At 30.0% G+C, this 17,486-nt stretch carries 14 protein-coding genes; 11 read left to right on the top strand and 3 right to left on the bottom strand.

Annotated features, from left to right (window positions below):
- Nucleotides 1-70: 70 nt before the first annotated feature.
- From FDT66_RS10670 to FDT66_RS10625, 11 genes are all read left to right on the top strand, one after another.
- Entirely contained in the window at nt 71-1,654 is a 1,584-nt protein-coding gene (locus FDT66_RS10670) for a family 16 glycosylhydrolase (protein ID WP_138536328.1), read from the top strand.
- Nucleotides 1,655-1,656: 2 nt separating this feature from the next.
- Nucleotides 1,657-2,502 carry an endonuclease/exonuclease/phosphatase family protein gene (locus FDT66_RS10665; protein ID WP_138536326.1) on the top strand — a complete coding sequence of 282 codons (846 nt, stop codon included), beginning with the start codon at nt 1,657-1,659 and terminating at the stop codon, nt 2,500-2,502.
- Nucleotides 2,503-2,506: 4 nt separating this feature from the next.
- Nucleotides 2,507-4,660, top strand: coding sequence for a glycoside hydrolase family 3 N-terminal domain-containing protein (locus tag FDT66_RS10660; protein WP_262709568.1), 2,154 nt, complete (start codon nt 2,507-2,509; stop codon nt 4,658-4,660).
- Complete coding sequence (locus FDT66_RS14245; protein ID WP_262709567.1) at nt 4,593-4,808, top strand: fibronectin type III-like domain-contianing protein; 216 nt, start codon at nt 4,593-4,595, stop codon at nt 4,806-4,808. The genes FDT66_RS10660 and FDT66_RS14245 overlap by 68 nt, the downstream gene beginning before the upstream one ends.
- Nucleotides 4,809-4,917: 109 nt before the next feature.
- Nucleotides 4,918-7,419, top strand: a complete 2,502-nt coding sequence (gene topA, locus FDT66_RS10655) for a type I DNA topoisomerase (protein ID WP_138536324.1) — start codon at nt 4,918-4,920, stop codon at nt 7,417-7,419.
- Between the two features lie 38 nt (nt 7,420-7,457).
- Nucleotides 7,458-8,618, top strand: a complete 1,161-nt coding sequence (locus tag FDT66_RS10650; RefSeq protein ID WP_138536322.1) for a formimidoylglutamase — start codon at nt 7,458-7,460, stop codon at nt 8,616-8,618.
- 106 nt (nt 8,619-8,724) lie between these two features.
- The gene (gene porK / locus FDT66_RS10645; protein ID WP_138536320.1) at nt 8,725-10,098 is read left to right on the top strand and encodes a T9SS ring complex lipoprotein PorK/GldK; all 1,374 of its coding nucleotides are present in this window, start codon (nt 8,725-8,727) and stop codon (nt 10,096-10,098) included.
- 40 nt (nt 10,099-10,138) lie between these two features.
- Entirely contained in the window at nt 10,139-10,783 is a 645-nt protein-coding gene (gene porL, locus FDT66_RS10640; RefSeq protein WP_138536318.1) for a type IX secretion system motor protein PorL/GldL, read from the top strand.
- Between the two features lie 46 nt (nt 10,784-10,829).
- Nucleotides 10,830-12,353: a type IX secretion system motor protein PorM/GldM gene (porM, locus tag FDT66_RS10635; RefSeq protein WP_138536316.1), complete on the top strand. Its 1,524-nt coding sequence runs from the start codon at nt 10,830-10,832 to the stop codon at nt 12,351-12,353.
- Between the two features lie 14 nt (nt 12,354-12,367).
- Nucleotides 12,368-13,222 carry a type IX secretion system ring subunit PorN/GldN gene (porN, locus tag FDT66_RS10630; RefSeq protein ID WP_138536315.1) on the top strand — a complete coding sequence of 285 codons (855 nt, stop codon included), beginning with the start codon at nt 12,368-12,370 and terminating at the stop codon, nt 13,220-13,222.
- A gap of 72 nt (nt 13,223-13,294) precedes the next feature.
- Nucleotides 13,295-14,338, top strand: coding sequence for an NAD(P)/FAD-dependent oxidoreductase (locus FDT66_RS10625; RefSeq protein ID WP_138536313.1), 1,044 nt, complete (start codon nt 13,295-13,297; stop codon nt 14,336-14,338).
- A 5-nt stretch (nt 14,339-14,343) separates the two neighbouring features.
- On the opposite strand, the gene FDT66_RS10620 is transcribed toward FDT66_RS10625, so the two are convergent.
- From FDT66_RS10620 to FDT66_RS10610, 3 genes are all read right to left on the bottom strand, one after another.
- Entirely contained in the window at nt 14,344-14,976 is a 633-nt protein-coding gene (locus FDT66_RS10620; RefSeq protein ID WP_138536311.1) for a response regulator, read from the bottom strand.
- A complete protein-coding gene (locus tag FDT66_RS10615) occupies nt 14,973-17,009 on the bottom strand; it encodes a tetratricopeptide repeat-containing sensor histidine kinase (RefSeq protein WP_138536309.1) in 2,037 nt (678 codons plus the stop codon). Before FDT66_RS10615 ends, FDT66_RS10620 begins: the two co-directional genes overlap by 4 nt.
- 77 nt (nt 17,010-17,086) lie before the next feature.
- Nucleotides 17,087-17,470 carry a DUF983 domain-containing protein gene (locus tag FDT66_RS10610; RefSeq protein ID WP_317130851.1) on the bottom strand — a complete coding sequence of 128 codons (384 nt, stop codon included), beginning with the start codon at nt 17,468-17,470 and terminating at the stop codon, nt 17,087-17,089.
- Nucleotides 17,471-17,486: the final 16 nt, after the last annotated feature.

The following is a 17,486-nucleotide window of genomic DNA, read 5'->3' as shown; positions in this document are numbered from 1 at the left end:
GAAAATTAAGCCCCTAATTTTTTTTCGATACTATTTTTTATGAAACTAATTTATCATTAATATATTTCTAATGCGCTTTTCATTCATCATTTTAGTAACTACTTTATTTTTTTCATGTAATAAATTTTCATCAAATGAAAAGATAGACTTTGCTAAAAATCCAGTAATTGCTCACAGAGGAGCATGGAAAAACAATAATTTGCCAGAAAATTCTATAGCATCATTAAAAGAAGCAATTCGTTTAAAATGTTTTGGAAGCGAGTTTGATGTGAGAATGACCAAAGACGAAGTGCTAATTGTAACTCACGATAAAGATTATAATGATTTAATTATTGAAGAAACCAACTATGAAGAACTAGCAACAAAAAAATTATCAAATGGTGAAACTTTACCAACGCTAAAATCATATTTGTTAGCGGGTATGGAAAATAATACCACAACAGGTTTTATTGTAGAGCTAAAACCAACTTCTTCAAAAGAGAGAAATGTACTAATAACAGATAAAACACTAGCGCTAGTAAAAGAACTAAAAGCAGATAAATTTGTAGCTTCATACATCAGTTTTAGTTTTGATATTTTAAAACGAATTTTAAAGAAAAATCCATCAGCAAAAACACAGTATTTAGATGGTTCAAAATCTCCAAAAGAATTAAAAGAAAACGGAATTTCTGGTTTAGATTATTTAGCATATAAAATTAAAAAGAATCCTAATTGGATTTCTGAAGCAAAGGAATTAAATATTACTTTAAACGCTTGGACAGCAAATTCAACTGAAGATATAGATTGGTTATTGGCAAACGATTTTGATTATATAACCACAAATGAACCAGAATTAGTTTTTGAGAGAATTAAAAAAGCACCAACAAATAATGGTTACATTTTGGTTTGGAGTGATGAATTTAATTACAAAGGAAACCCAGATCCAACAAAATGGAACTTTGCTTATGGTTTTATAGCAAACAGAGAAAACCAATATTATACAGATAGTTTAAAAAATGCAAGAGTAGAAAATGGAACTTTAATCATTGAAGCTCATAAAGAAACCATTGCAAACAAAGATTATAACAATCCAGATTTACTCAAAAAAAGCTGGAAAAAATATGCTGCAGAAAGAAAAGTTGGTAAATACACATCTGCAAGATTAACTACAAATAACATTGTATCTTGGCAATATGGTAAATTTGAGGTAAAGGCAAAATTACCAAAAGGTGTTGGTATGTGGCCTGCAATTTGGATGTTAGGTGATAATAAAACCAAAGTTGGTTGGCCAGAATCTGGTGAAATAGATATCATGGAACATGTTGGTTTTAATAACGATTCCATTTTTGGCACAGTTCATACAAAAGCTTTTAATCATACAAAAAATACCCAACAAGGTAAAAGTGTTTTTATCAATAACCCAAATGAGGAGTTTCATGTCTTTGCATTAGAATGGACGCCAGAAAAAATAGACTTTATTTTAGATGGTAAAATTTACAATACATTTGTTAATCAACACAAAACAACTGCAGAATGGCCATTTGATCAAAAATTTTACTTAATTTTAAATGTTGCAGTTGGTGGAATGTTAGGTGGTAAAAAAGGAATTGACGATACTATTTTTCCACAAAAAATGATTGTAGATTATGTAAGGGTATATCAAAAGGAAAAGTAATAATGATGAAAAACATTTTAATAATTGCATTGATTTTTTTAGCTAGTTGTAATTCTAATAAACAACAAACTGAGCTAAAAGTAATGACATATAACATTCGTTTAGATGTAAAATCAGATGCTGAAAACCAATGGGCAAATAGAAAAGATTTTTTATTATCTCAAATCAAGTTTTATGAACCTACAGTTTTTGGAACTCAAGAAGGTAGGCCAAATCAAATTGAAGATTTAACAAATGGTTTAAAAAATTACAATTACATTGGTCATGGAAGAGATGGAGCAAACAAAGGTGAATATTCCGCAATTTTTTACGACAAAACAAAAGTAAAATTTAGTAATGTAAATACTTTTTGGCTTTCCGAAACTCCAGAAAAAATGTCTTTAGGTTGGGATGCTTCCTATCCAAGAATTTGTACATATGGCTTAATGACAGTTTTAAATTCAGATGAAAAAATTTGGGTATTTAATACGCACTTAGATCATAAGGGTGCTGAGGCTCAATTAAAAGGTATGGAGTTAATCGAAACTGAAATTAAAAAAGTAAATACTCAAAATTATCCCGTAATTTTAACGGGCGATTTTAATGTAGAACCTAACAGTAAATTAATTTCAAAATTAAAAGCAAATTTTAACGACACTAAAGAACTAGCAAATACAAACGTTTTTGGTTCAGATGGAACTTTTAATGGATTCAAATTTCATGAGCCAATTACACGCAGAATAGATTATATAATGATTTCTAAAAATGCAAACTTAGAAATAAAAAAATACGCAGTATTAACAGATTCTAAAGATTTAAAATACCCTTCAGATCATTTTCCTGTGTTTGTCCAAATTCAATTAAATTAATATTATGAAAATAAAGTCAAAACCACTTTTCTTAACCAGCTTATTAGTTATAGCAACTTTTTTAAATTGTAAAGATTCTAATCAAACAATTTCAAATTCAGCATTAGATCAAAATATAGAGCATAAAGTAGACTCTGTTTTAAATTTAATGAATTTAGAAGAAAAAGTTGGGCAAATGGTGCAATATTCTGCAGGTTGGGATTTAACAGGACCAGCATCTTCAAAAAGTGCACAAGAAAAAGTAAATAAAATAAAAAAAGGATTAGTAGGTTCTGTTTTAAATGTAGTATCAGTAAAAGAAGTTCGCGAAGCACAAAAATTAGTCATGGAAAATTCTCGTTTAAAAATTCCAATGATTTTTGCTTACGATGTGATTCATGGCTTAAAAACTATATTTCCAACACCATTAGGTGAATCTGCAAGTTGGGATTTAGATTTAATGGAAAAATCGGCATCAATTGCAGCTAAGGAATCTGCAGCTTCTGGCTTAAACTGGACCTTTGCACCAATGGTAGATGTTTCTAGAGATGCAAGATGGGGAAGAATAATGGAAGGTGGAGGTGAAGATCCTTATTTAAGTGCGCAAATTGGTGTGGCAAGAGTAAAGGGTTTTCAAGGAAATGATTTATCAGATATAAATACCATTGCAGCATGTGCAAAACATTTTGCAGGGTATGGTTTTGCTGAAGCTGGTAGAGATTATAATACTACAACTGTTGGCGAATTTGAATTGCATAATATGATTTTACCTCCATTCAAAGCAGCTGCAAAAGCAGGTGTAGCAACTTTTATGAACTCTTTTAATGATATTGATGGTATTCCAGCAACAGGTCATAAAGTATTACAAAGAGATATTTTAAAAGGCGACTGGAATTGGAACGGGCTTGTAGTTTCAGATTGGGGTTCCATAGGAGAAATGAGAGCTCACGGATTTGCAAAAGACAAAAAACAAGCAGCAGAAATAGCACTAAATGCAGGAAGTGATGTAGACATGGAATCATATGCTTATGAAGCACACTTAGCAGAACTACTAGAAGAAAATAAAATTTCTTTAGAACATTTAAACGATGCTGTTAGACGTATTTTAAGATTAAAATTTCAGTTAGGTCTTTTTGATGATCCTTATAAATATTGTGATGAAGAAAGAGAAAAAAACGAAATTTATACACCAGAACATTTGGGGGTAGCAAGAGATGCAGCAAAAAAATCAATTGTACTTTTAAAAAATGAGAACAATATTTTACCTGTATCTAAATCAGTAAAAAGTATTGCTGTTATTGGTCCATTTGCAGATAATAAAGATACTCCTATTGGAAATTGGCGAGCAAAAGGCGAGTACAACACAGCAGTTTCTTTATTAGAAGGGGTAAAAGCAAAAGTAGATAAAAATACAAAAGTGTATTATGAAAAAGGAGTTGAACTAACAATACCAACCGTAAAACCTGGTGATAATCAATTTTTATTTCCACTAAAATTTAATACAGAAGATAGAACAGGAATCAAAGAAGCAGTTGCAGCAGCAAAAAAAGCTGAAATCGTTTTGTTAGCAATTGGAGAAGATGCCTACCAATCTGGAGAAGGTAGAAGTCAAACAAACATAGGTTTTGCTGGGTTACAAAACGAATTGTTAGAAGCAGTTTACAAAGTAAATAAAAATATAGTTTTAGTTTTATCAAACGGAAGACCAATGGACATCTCTAGAGCAAACGAAATTTTACCAGGTATTTTAGTAACGTGGCAATTAGGTTCAGAATCTGGAAACGGAATTGCAGATGTACTTTTTGGCGATTATAATCCAGCAGGAAAACTACCAGTTTCTTTTCCAAGAAATGTAGGGCAAGAGCCATTATTTTACAATCAAAAAAATACTGGTAGACCTTACAACCCTAAACACGTAACTTTTTCTGGATATACAGATTCTGAAAAAACAGCACTTTACCCATTTGGTTTTGGGTTAAGTTATACCTCTTTTTCTTATGAGAATTTAAAAGTTGATAAAGAAACAATGTCTGTTGATGGTAAAATAACATTATCTGTAGATATTACAAATTCAGGAAAAACTGGTTGTGCAATTATATATAAGAGATTTAGTGGCAAGTATTGTAAGACCAGTAAAAGAGTTAAAAGGATTTCAAAAAATTACATTAAATCCAGGTGAAACAAAAACAGTTTCTTTTACAATAGATAAAGAAGTACTTCAATTTTATACAATTAATAGAAAATGGGAAGTAGAAACAGGAGAATTTATGCTTTTTGTAGGTGGAAATTCAGCTACAAAAATGAAGCAAAAAATTACTGTTGAATAATTTTTTATCCTAAAATTGATGTAAAATAGTTCAAAAAAAAAAAACTACATACTTTTGCAGTCCAAAAACTCGCAGTTTAGGTTGCGATAATTACGACAAAAAAAGATACATGGCAAAGAATTTAGTAATTGTAGAGTCTCCAGCAAAAGCAAAAACCATAGAAAAATTCCTTGGAAAAGATTTTCAAGTAGAATCTAGTTATGGGCATATAGCAGACTTACCTTCAAAAGAATTAGGTATTGATGTAGATGGAGATTTTAACCCAAAATATATAGTTTCAGACGATAAAAAACCCGTTGTTAAAAAATTAAGAGCATTATCAAAAAAAGCAGATACTGTTTGGTTAGCAAGTGATGAAGATCGTGAAGGAGAAGCAATTGCGTGGCATCTAAAAGAGCAATTAGATTTAAAAGACGAAAATACAAAACGTATTGTTTTTCATGAAATAACCAAAAAAGCCATTTTAAAAGCAGTCGAAAATCCAAGAGATATAGACTATAATATGGTAAATGCACAACAAGCTCGTAGAGTTTTAGATAGGCTTGTAGGTTATGAGTTGTCACCAGTTTTATGGCGTAAAGTAAAAGGTGGTTTGTCAGCAGGAAGAGTACAATCTGTTGCAGTTCGTTTAATTGTAGAAAGAGAAAGAAGTATACAAGAGTTTAAGCCAGAAACACATTATAAAGTAGTTGCAGAGTTTTCTAACAACGAAGGAAAAGCTTTTAAAGCAACCATTCCAAAAAATTTCGATTCTAAAAAAGCAGCAGAAAATTTTTTAAAATCTTGTGCAAATGCCAGTTTTTCAATTGCCGATTTAACAAAAAAACCAGCAAAAAAATCTCCAGCAGCACCATTTACAACATCAACCTTACAACAAGAAGCATCTCGTAAACTAGGTTTCCCAGTAGGAAAAACTATGCAGGTAGCACAACGTTTGTATGAAGCAGGTTTAATTACCTATATGAGAACAGATAGTGTAAATTTATCTGTAGATGCCAGAAACGAAGCAGAAGAAGAAATTACCAATTATTACGGAAAAGAATATAGCAAGCAACGTGTTTTTAAGTCAAAAGCAAAAGGAGCTCAAGAAGCTCACGAAGCAATTAGGCCAACAAACATGAAAATGCACTCTGTAGATACTGAGTATGACCAAAACAGATTGTATGATTTAATCTGGAAAAGAACATTGGCTTCTCAAATGAGTGATGCACAACTTGAAAGAACCAACGTAAAAATTGAAAACTCAGAAAACAGTAAAATATTTACTGCAAATGGAGAAATGATTAAGTTTGAAGGTTTCTTAAAAGTGTATTTAGAAGGAAATGATGATGATGAAGCAGAGGAACAAGCAGGAATGTTGCCAAACTTAAAAATAAACGAAAGTTTAGAGTATACTTTTATCAACGCAACTCAACGTTTTACGAGTCCACCTTACAGATTTACTGAAGCATCTTTAGTGAAGCAATTAGAAGAATTAGGTATTGGACGTCCATCAACATACGCACCAACAATTTCAACAGTTCAAAGAAGAGGTTATATAGAAAAAGGACAAAATGAAGGTGTAGAAAGAGAGTACCAACAATTAATACTTTCTAATGGTGAGGTTAAAAACCAAACATTAACTGAAAAAACAGGCTCTGACAAAAATAAATTAGTTCCAACAGATATCGGAAACATTGTAAACGACTTTTTGGTGGCTAACTTCTCTAATATTTTAGATTTTGGTTTTACCGCTAAAGTAGAAAATTCTTTTGATGATATTTCTGAAGGAAATGAAAATTGGACAGAGATGATTAAAAGTTTCTATACCAAATTTCACGATAATGTAGAAGATGTAAAAGAAAATGCAGACAGAGAAAGTGGTGAACGTATTTTAGGAAAACATCCAGAGTCTGGTAAAACAGTTTTAGTTCGTTTAGGTAAATTTGGTCCAATTGCACAAATTGGAGCGCCAGAAGATGAAGAAAAATCTTTCGCAAGCTTAAATAAAGATCAGAATTTAGGAACCATTACTTTAGAGGAAGCATTAGAATTATTTTTACTGCCAAAAACGTTAGGCACCTATGAAGGTGAAGAAGTTATTGTGTCAAATGGACGTTTTGGACCTTACATTAAGTTTGGTTCCATGTTTGTTTCCTTAGATAAAGGTGAAAATCCAATGGAGGTAGATTTGGAAAGAGCCAAAGAATTAATTGTTGCAAAACAAAAAGCTGATGCTCCAATTTATCATTATGAAGATTTACCTGTTCAAAAAGGAGTTGGACGTTTTGGGCCTTTTATAAAATGGAATGGAATGTTTATCAACGTAAACAAAAAATACGATTTTGATAACCTTTCAGACGATGATATTGTTGAATTAATTGAAGTAAAGAAGCAGAAAGAAATTGATAAGGTAATTCATAATTGGGAAGATGTTGGTATTCGTGTAGAAAAAGCACGTTGGGGAAGATTCAATGTTTTAAAAGGAAAAATTAAAATTGAACTTCCAAAAACCACTGATATCGAAAAACTTTCTAAAGATGAGGCAGTTAAAATGATAGAAGCGAAAACACCAAAGAAAAAAGCTGCAAAAAAGAAAACAACAACCAAAAAAACTGCTAAAAAAAAGTAATGATTTAGTATCTTGCATACTTTATTATTAAAAATTTGATGAATCAAGACTTTTTAACCCCTGTAAAAGAAGATGTTGTGTCACATTTAGTGAAGCAGTCATCACTTGCTTTAGCGCAAAAAGTTAAAATTCATACAGTTCAAGAAGGCTTTCCAGACCTAGAAAACGTACAAATTGCTATTTTAGGAGTTCAAGAAGACCGAAACTCAGAAAATAATTTTGGATGTGGAAATGATTTACACTTTATCAGAAAAAAATTATACGAATTATTTCCCGGTGATTGGAGTACAAATATTGCCGATTTAGGAAATGTTTTAAAAGGAAACCAAGTTTCGGATACTTATTTTGCTGTATCAGAAATTATTACAGATCTTTTAAAAAAGAACATCATTCCAATAATTATTGGAGGAGGTCAAGATATTACCTACGTAAATTACAGAGCTTATGACTCGCTAGAGCAAACTGTAAATATTACAGCAGTAGATAGTAGGTTTGATTTAGGAAATTTGGAAGATGAACTAACCTCCCAATCTTATTTAAGTAAAATAATTATGCAAGAGCCTAATAACTTGTTTAATTATTGTAACGTAGGCTATCAAACATATTTTAACGCACAAGACGAAATTCAACTATTAGATAATTTATTTTTTGATGCGTATAGGTTAGGTAAAGCAAAAGAATTAGAAAATATAGAACCCGCTTTTAGAAACGCTGATATTGTTTCAATAGATATTGGAGCAATAAGACAAAGTGAAGCACCAGCAAACAATAATGCATCACCAAATGGATTTTATGGTGAAGAAATTTGTGCTATTTCTAGGTATGCAGGTATTAGTGATAAAGTAACCTCATTTGGAATTTACGAGTACAATTCAAAATATGATAACAATCACCAAACAGCTCATTTAATAGCTCAAATGATTTGGTATTTTATTGAAGGCGTGAATTTTAGAGTAAAAGATTATCCTTTTTCTGGAAAAGATAATTATCAAAAATTTACAGTATTATTAGAGGATGACGATCCTATTACCTTTTACAAAAGTAACAGATCTGGAAGATGGTGGATAGAGATAAATATTTTATCAGATAATAAATACAAAAGACATGCGTTAATACCATGTACATATAAAGATTATACAGATGCAACAAAGCAAATAATACCCGAAAAATGGTATAAAGCAATGAGAAAACTCGTATAATTAAAAAAAATATTGAAAAGTAATAAGTTAAAATGCAATTTGAACGTTGTTTATTAGCAAAAAAAATAATAGGTTTACGAACTTTTTAGTAAAGATATATTAGAATATGAAGAAAGCAGCAATATTTGCACTCTTAATAACAGTAATTTACAGTTGTGGCTCTAATGATAGAGGAGAATTAGTTGGTGTAAAAGCCAAGAAAAAGTGGTTTTCAGAAAAACCATTTGGTATGGCTTTAATTCCTGGAGGTTCTTTTACCATGGGAAAACAAGATGAAGACATTATTGGTACCATGAATTCGCCAACAAAAACGGTAACAGTTCGCCCATATTATATGGATGAAACTGAAATTACAAATAACGAATATAAAGAGTTTGTTCATTGGGTTAGAGATTCAATTATTAGAACAAGATTAGGATATCAAGCAGAGTTTGCGGCTATGGGAGCAACACCAAACCCTGAAGGAACTCCGCTTTCTGGTGGAATTCATGATTACGCCTTTGCAACTGTAGATACAACAAATGCAACACCTTATCAAAAATACATGTATGAAAACTACTGGAGTTTAGGTGATGGAATAGATTCTATAAAACCTTTAAATTGGGAAACTGATTTAGTTTGGAAAAAAGAAGAATATCCAGATGTTGATTATGTAGAAGTTATGGATTCACTTTACATTAGTAGAGAAGAAGCTGTGGACGGAATACGATCTTTTAACACAAAATTTTTAAAGTATAGATATTCTTGGTTTGATAGAGACAATGCAGCAAGAAAAGGAGGTAATAGAAAAGACTTCGTTCAAACGGAAGTATTAAACATTTATCCAGATACAACTGTTTGGGTAAAAGACTTTAACTATTCTTACAACGATCCAATGCATCAAGATTATTTTTACCACCAATCTTATGGAGATTATCCTGTTGTTGGTGTAACTTGGGGGCAAGCAAACGCATTTTGTAATTGGAGAACTAAAAAGAAAAACGATTATTTAAGAACTAGAAAAAACGTAACACAAGTTCCAGATTTTAGATTGCCAACAGAAGCAGAATGGGAATATGCAGCACGTGGAGGTTTAGAATTTGCAACATATCCTTGGGGTACAGGAAGTACAACTAGCGATAGAGGTTGTTTTTTAGCAAACTTTAAACCAGTAAGAGGTAATTATGCAGTAGATGGCGCTTTATACACTATGGAAGCACAATCATTTAATGCAAATGATTACGGATTGTACAACATGGCTGGAAATGTTTCAGAATGGACAAATACAGCTTACAACTTATCATCATATTATATGGCTTCTACGATGAATCCAAATGTTGAGGATAGAAAAAATAAAAGAAAAATTGTACGTGGAGGTTCTTGGAAAGATGTAGCATACTTTTTAGAAGTAGCATCTAGAGATTACGAATATGCAGATACAGCAAGAAGTTACATAGGCTTTAGAACCGTACAAAACTATATAGGAACAACTAACAAATAACAAGTTTAAAAACAATACCCTTAAAAATTAGTAAAAAATTATGGCACAGTCAAGATCTTACAAAAGAACAATGAATTTCGTTTACGGAATGGGAGCAGCAGTAGTAATTATTGGAGCTTTATTTAAGATACAACATTTCTCTATTGGACCTTTAACAGGAGGTGTTATGTTAACAATAGGTTTATTAGTAGAAGCTGCAGTATTTGCTGTTTCTGCTTTTGATGCACCAGAAGATGATTTAGACTGGTCTAAAGTTTATCCAGAATTAGGTGAAGATGGTTTTTCATCAGATAAAGAACAAAAGAAATTAGGTGCAGATGGTATGTTGTCTCAAAAATTAGATAACTTATTACAAGAAGCAAAAATAGACTCAACTTTAATGGAAAGCTTAGGAAATAGCATGAAGAATTTTCAAAATGCAGCTGAAGGTTTATCAGCAGCATCAGGTTCTGTAGCTTCAACTAATAAGTACAATGAAGAAATGTCTAAAGCAGCACTTCAAATGGAGTCTTTAAACAACTTATATAAAATTCAGGTAGAAAATTCTAGCAGACAAACAGAATTAAATACAGAAGTTGTACAAAATACAGAAAGATTAAAAGAGCAAATGGATGCTTTAGCAAAAAATATGTCTTCTTTAAACGGAGTGTATGGAGGAATGCTTTCAGCAATGTCAACAAAATAATAATTAGTTAAAAATAAACGTATAACAACTTAAAAAACTAATTATAATGGCAGGAGGAAAAATGTCCGCAAGACAAAAGATGATTAACTTAATGTATCTTGTATTTATTGCAATGTTAGCAATGAATATGAGTAAAGAAGTATTGTCAGCTTTTGGTTTTATGAACGAAGAAATTGTTATTAGCAACAACGCTACTAGCAAAAAAAATACACTAAGTTATGAGGGCTTAGCATTAAAAGCAGAAGATCAACCAGAAAAGTTTAAACCATTAAACGAAAAGGCAAAACAAATAAAAGCAGCTTCAGCAAGTTTTTACAGTTATCTATCAGATTTAAAGTCTAAAATGACAGCAGATATTGAAGATAAAAAAGACTATGAAGCAATGGATAAGACAGACTTTTTAGACAATTATTTCTTTCAAGGAGATAAAAACACAAAAGAAGGTCAAGAATTTGTTGATAATATAAATAATTATAGAGAAACCGTAATCAAAACATTAGGTCCAGATTTTAAAGATTTAAATGAAAGAACTAAGTTTAGATTTAACACAACTTCGGATAACAATCAAGATTGGTTAGATAGAAGATATAAAGGTTTCCCTTTAATTGCATCATTAACAAATATTACACAATTACAAGCAAACGTAAAAAATACGGAAAGCGATGTTTTAGTATCACTTTTAGGAGGGCAATTAGAAGCAGATAGTAAATTAACAACTAATAACTATAAAGGAATTGTATCATTAAACAAAACCGCATATTTTGCAGGAGAAAAAGTTTCTGGTCAGGTAGTTTTAGGAAGATATGATTCTAACCTAGTTCCTAGTAAAGTAACTTTAAACGGGCAAGATATTACAAACAATGTTCAAAACGGACAAGTATTGTTAGATATGCCAGCAGGAAATGTTGGAGAAAAAACAATAAAAGGAGAAATTACTTTCATGCAAGATGGTAAACCAGAAGTAATACCTTTTGAGAGTAAATACTCTGTAATTGCAGAACCAAGTAGTGCTGTAGTTTCTGCAGATAAAATGAACGTAGTTTATAGAGGTTTAAACAACCCTATTTCAGTATCATTACCAGGAGTTAGTGGAAATAATTTAAGAGTTTCTGCATCAGGAGGTACATTGTCAGGAAGTAATAGTAGTTATAATTTACGTCCAGGCGCTGGAAACATTGCAACTATTAATGTAAGTGCAACTTTAAGTAGTGGTAAAACTGTAAATTCTAAAGCAACTTTTAGAATTAAAGACATACCAGCAGCAATGGGTTCTGTAAGAGAACAATTTGGTGTTGTAAAAATGCCAAAAAGTGGTTTGTCTAATGCACCTATTTCTGCAGGCTTACCAGACTTTGAATTTGACTTAAAAATAGCAGTACAAAGCTTTAAAATAAAAGTTCCTGGAGAACTTACTATTATTGTAAACGGAACCAGATTAAATGCAGCTGCTAAAAAAGTACTATCGAAAGCTAAAAGAGGAGATCAAATTAATATTTACGACATTCAAGCAACAGCAAATGGAGTAAAACTTAAAAAGGTGTTACCTGTTACTATCGAGTTAACAAACTAGAATAAAATAAAAAAATGATGAAGAATTTTGTATTACTATTTTTCGCTCTTTTAACCACAGGCATTGTAAATGCGCAGGCAAATTTACTAAATGCAAAATCTGTAGATCAAATTGGTGTAAAAAGCGATCAACAATTGGCTGCAGATAATGATGGTCCATTACCTTATGGTTATGTAGATGATAGAGACGTATTGTGGTCTAAAGTAGTGTGGGAATTTATAGATTTAAACCAAAAAATAAATTTGCCGTATTATTTTCCAATAGATACGACCAATATTTCTTCAGATAGAAAGTCTTTGTTTCATACCTTAATTAAAGGAATCAAACAAGGTAAAATTACTGAGGCATATTCAGATTCATTTTTTACTTCAAGAATAACACAAGACGAAATTGATCAAAGATTAATCAATGTTCGTGAAGAAAATGGTTACTCAGATACTTTTAGGCTTCAAGCACAAGATATTGGAGGATACATGATTAAAGGAATGTGGTATTTTGATAAACGTCAAGGTGAATTAAAATATCGTTTATTAGCATTAGCACCAATGGGAAAAGACGTACAGACTTTAGGGGTTCAAGAAATTGAAGATGAAGAGTTGTACGAATTATTTTGGATTTTCTTTCCAACAGCAAGAGATGTTTTACACGATGCAAAGGTTTTTAATCCTCAAAATGCTTCACACCCAATTTCTTTCGACCACTTATTAAATGCGAGAAGATTTAGCGGAGTTATTGTTAGAGAAGAAAATATTTATGGTAACAGAGCAATTGAAGATTATGTTCGTGGAAATTCTTTATTTCAGCTTTTAGAGGCAAATAAAATTAAAGAAGATATCAGAAACAAAGAAATTGATATGTGGAATTATTAAACATTCGCATATAAAAATTATACTAAACGTTTGTGAAAGCAAGCGTTTTTTTATTGAAAGCTATTTTGTAGTATGAAAGTAGATTATATAATTGTTGGTTTAGGGTTAGCAGGTTTGGCTTTTGCGGAAGAGTTGTTAGCAAATAATAAAACTTTTCTTGTTTTTGAAGATGCATCACAAACATCGTCTTTAGTTGCTGGTGGAGTATATAATCCAGTAATTTTAAAAAGATTTACACCTGTTTGGAATGCAAAAGAACAATTAGCAACTGCACTTCCATTTTATGAAAATTTAGAAAAAAAAATTGGTCAAAAATTCGATAAAAAGTTTGTTATAAAAAAAGCTTTTAAATCTATAGAAGATCAAAATAATTGGTTTTCAGCTTTCGATAAGCCAAAAGTAGCTTATTTTTTAGATGATAGGTTAGATAAAAATAATTACGAAGGTGTTTTTGGAGACTTTAATTTCGGAAATGTAAAAGAAGCAGGTAGAATAGATACGTTAAAATTAGTAAAAGCTTACAGAACGTATTTGCAAGAAAACAATTTAATTCGTTTCGAGAAATTCAATCATAAAAATATCATTTTTGAAAAGGAAATGATACAATATGAAAACTTACAGACAAACAGAATAGTTTTTTGCGAAGGTTTTGGTGTAAAGGAGAATCCATATTTTAAACATTTACCTTTAGATGAAGTAAAAGGAGAATTACTTACTATTTATGCTCCAGAAATTAATATCGATTTTATTTTAAAATCTACATTATTTCTAATTCCTTTAGGAAATCATCACTATAAAGTTGGAGCCACTTTTAATCATAAAGATAAAACTTCAAAACCATCAGTTGAAGGGAAAGAAGAATTGGTAGAAAAGTTAAAAAAAGTAATTACAGCTCCTTATAAAATTATAAATCAAACAGCAGGCATAAGACCAGCTGTAAAAGATAGAAGACCTTTGATAGGCGTTCATCCAAAATATTCTCAATTAAGTGTTTTAAATGGCTTAGGAACTCGTGGAGTTATGATTGCACCTACAGTTGCAAAAAACTTATACAATCATTTAGAAAATGGAGCAATTTTAGATATCGAAACAGATATTAAAAGATTTGATAAGTGATTTACTTAGTTAAATAAATGTTTGTTTTTTAAAACCCAAGTAAGTAACGCACCAGTATCGTGAGGTAAATCTAATTTTAAAATAATTTTACTTCTATGTTTTTCTACAGTTCTTGGAGAAATAAATAATAAATGACCAATTTCTTTGTTGGTTTTATGTTGTGCTATAAGTTTTAAAATTCTTTTTTCAGATAGTGATAATTCACTTAAAATAGTATCAGATTCTTGTGTAAAACCAATATGCTTTTTTATGTCTTTACTAAAATAAGGTATGTTTTTAGAAACAGATTCTATACATGTTTCAATTTCATCAAGCGCAAATTCTTTTAAAATATAACCAAAAACGCCAATTTTTTTAGCCATTAAATACAAATCTATTTCTTTATGAAGCGTAATAAGAATAATTTTTGTTTCAATTTTATTTTTTTTACAATGTTTTGCAATTTCAATACCAGTTTTTAAAGGCATTTCTACATCTAAAATGGCAATATCAGGTTTATTTTTAATAATAAAATTTAGGGCATCTTGTCCGTTTGTAGCTTTTCCAATTACATTAAATTGTTTTTCTAAAAGTAAATCTTCTAAACCTTTTAGTAAAATTGGATGATCGTCAGCAATAAAAATTTTAAAATCTCTCATGTTTTAGGAATTTGAATTGTAAACGTAGTTCCCTCGTTTTTAACGGAATCTATTTTTAAAGTACCTTTTAAAAACTTCACTCGCTCTTTAATAGTTTTTAAACCCAAGCTTTTAAAATCGTTATATTTTTCTGAAAAATCGAAACCAATACCATTGTCTTTGATAGAAATAATTATAGAATTCTTATTGTTTATCAAATTTACTTTTGCAGAATCTGCTTGTGCATGTTTTATAATATTAGATAAGCATTCTTGCACAATTCTAAATAAATTTACTTCTTGATTTTGATTTAATTCAGATGAAATATCATCAATATCACCAAAAATATACGTGTTTTTATAATTTTCATCTAACTGAGAAATTAAGTTTTCTAAAGCTCTCGAAATTCCAATATCTTCTAATTGAAATGGATGTAAAACTCTGGCAATACTTCGCATTTCTTCAATAGCATTGTTTACCAATTGTTTCGTATTATCATCTTCTTTTAAAGCAATTTTATTTTTAATTAATAACAAACTTTGTCCTAAACTATCGTGCAAATCTTTAGAAATTCGTTTGCGTTCTGCTTCTTGTGAAAGTAATAAACTTTGAGAAAATTCCTCTTGCATTTTACGCTTTTTAATGGCTTGTTGTTTATTTCTGTATAAGAAGAAAATGAGAAATAAAAATACAATACCAATACCACCAAAAACAATTAAGCGCTGTTTTGCTTCATTTTCTTTAGCTAATAAATTTATAGATGTTTTTTGTTGATTTATTTCTTTTTCTTGACGCTCAGTTTCATACAAAGTTTGGTAGTAACTCAAAGCATTTGTTTTGGTAACGCTAAAGATGGAATCTTTAATTTTTGTGTAATTTTTGTAAGATTTATAAGCTGATTTTTCGTTTCCTAATTTTTCATAAATTTTAGATAATAGCTCACTACTTTCCATAATACCTGAAACACTAGCGTTTTCTTTAAAAATTGTAAACGATTTTTTTGCAAGTTTTAAAGCTTCGTTGTAGTTTTTTGCTGCAAATAAATACCTTGCTTTTGCTTTGTAATATTCTGCAGCAAATGAGGTTTTTTCATCAATTTTGTTAAAATAAACAGTAGCTTCATCTAAATATTTTTTTGCTTCTGTAAGATTGTTTTGTTCAGCATAAAAACTTACCAAACTACTTTTTATAGTTAATAGGTTGTATGTTGGTAAATCTTGTTTAGCATCACTGTTTTCGATACTATTATTTGACTTTAAAAGATATTCTTCTTGTTTGTTTATGCTATCTAATTTTTTGTAATTTAAAGATTGATTGTAATAATCTACATACAAACCAAAATTGAAGTTATTTTCTTTTTTTCTTTCAATTAATTTTTCTCTTTCTTCAATTGTTTTAACATCAAAACCATTAATACCATACACGTTAATAATTCCAGACAAAGCATAATACATATACCGTGTGTCACCTAAGTTTTCGTAATATTTTGCTGCTAATTGGTAACCATCTATGGCTTTTATAAATTGCCCGCTATCAAAATACTCGTGCGATCTAAATTGAATAGCATCTGCTTTGTATATAGAGTCTTTACTATTGTTTTTATAGCTATTAATGGCTAAAGTAAAATTTTCAATAGCTTTTAAATAGTTTTTTGTACTTGAATAGGCACCTCCTTTTTTTAGATAAATTCCGCCAATTAAATAAGAGTCTGAGATTTTACTTTTGTGATTTTCAACTTTTTCAATCAAAGCAAGTGCACGCTCTCTTTGATTTAAAGCACTGTTTATTTTATTAAAACCTCTAATAGCAAATTCTGCAGCATCTTCATATTTTTCTAGTTCTATAGCTAAATCTACATATTGTTCTGTTCTTGAAGCAAAGTTTTCTAGATTTTTTTGATTTCGTATGTCGTAAATTAAACTATCTAAGGCAGCGAGTTTTAATTCTTTATTTTGGGTAGTATCTATAATCTTTAAATAATAATCTTCATTTTTTTGAGAAAAAACTGAAAAAAATGTAAAAAAACAGAAGAGAAAAAGTATGTATTGTTTCATAATTAAGGTAAAACCCAAATATCTACAAAAAATAGTGTAGATACTACCGTATTAATACCCAAATATAAACAAACTACCTAATTGTTATTATTTTTATGATAGCTCACAAACATATTTATCCAAAGAATTCGCGATAAACGTAAATTTACGGGAGCTAAAATAATTAATGCAATAATAATTGCGATAAAAGATTGTAATAGAGTTAAGTTGAAAAGTAGTTTTGAAATTAAAAAAACAATGATAGATAATGCTACAGTAATTCCGTAATTCACATACATAGCACCATAAAAAAATGAAGGTTCCATCATGTATTTTAAATTACAATTGGGGCAATTATCGTGTAATTGAGTAATTTTTGAAGGATTAAAAGTGAATTTATACTTGAAAAAATCTCCTTCATGACATTTAGGACATTTTCCTTTTAGAATACTATATATTTTTGTCCCTTTTTTAAACATCATAACTCTATTTTTTTGA

This window comes from Polaribacter aestuariivivens, from assembly GCF_005885675.1.
Classification (GTDB): Bacteria; Bacteroidota; Bacteroidia; order Flavobacteriales; family Flavobacteriaceae; genus Polaribacter; species Polaribacter aestuariivivens.
Note: the sequence above shows the minus strand (reverse complement) of the source record. Positions and strands in the feature narration are given on the sequence as shown.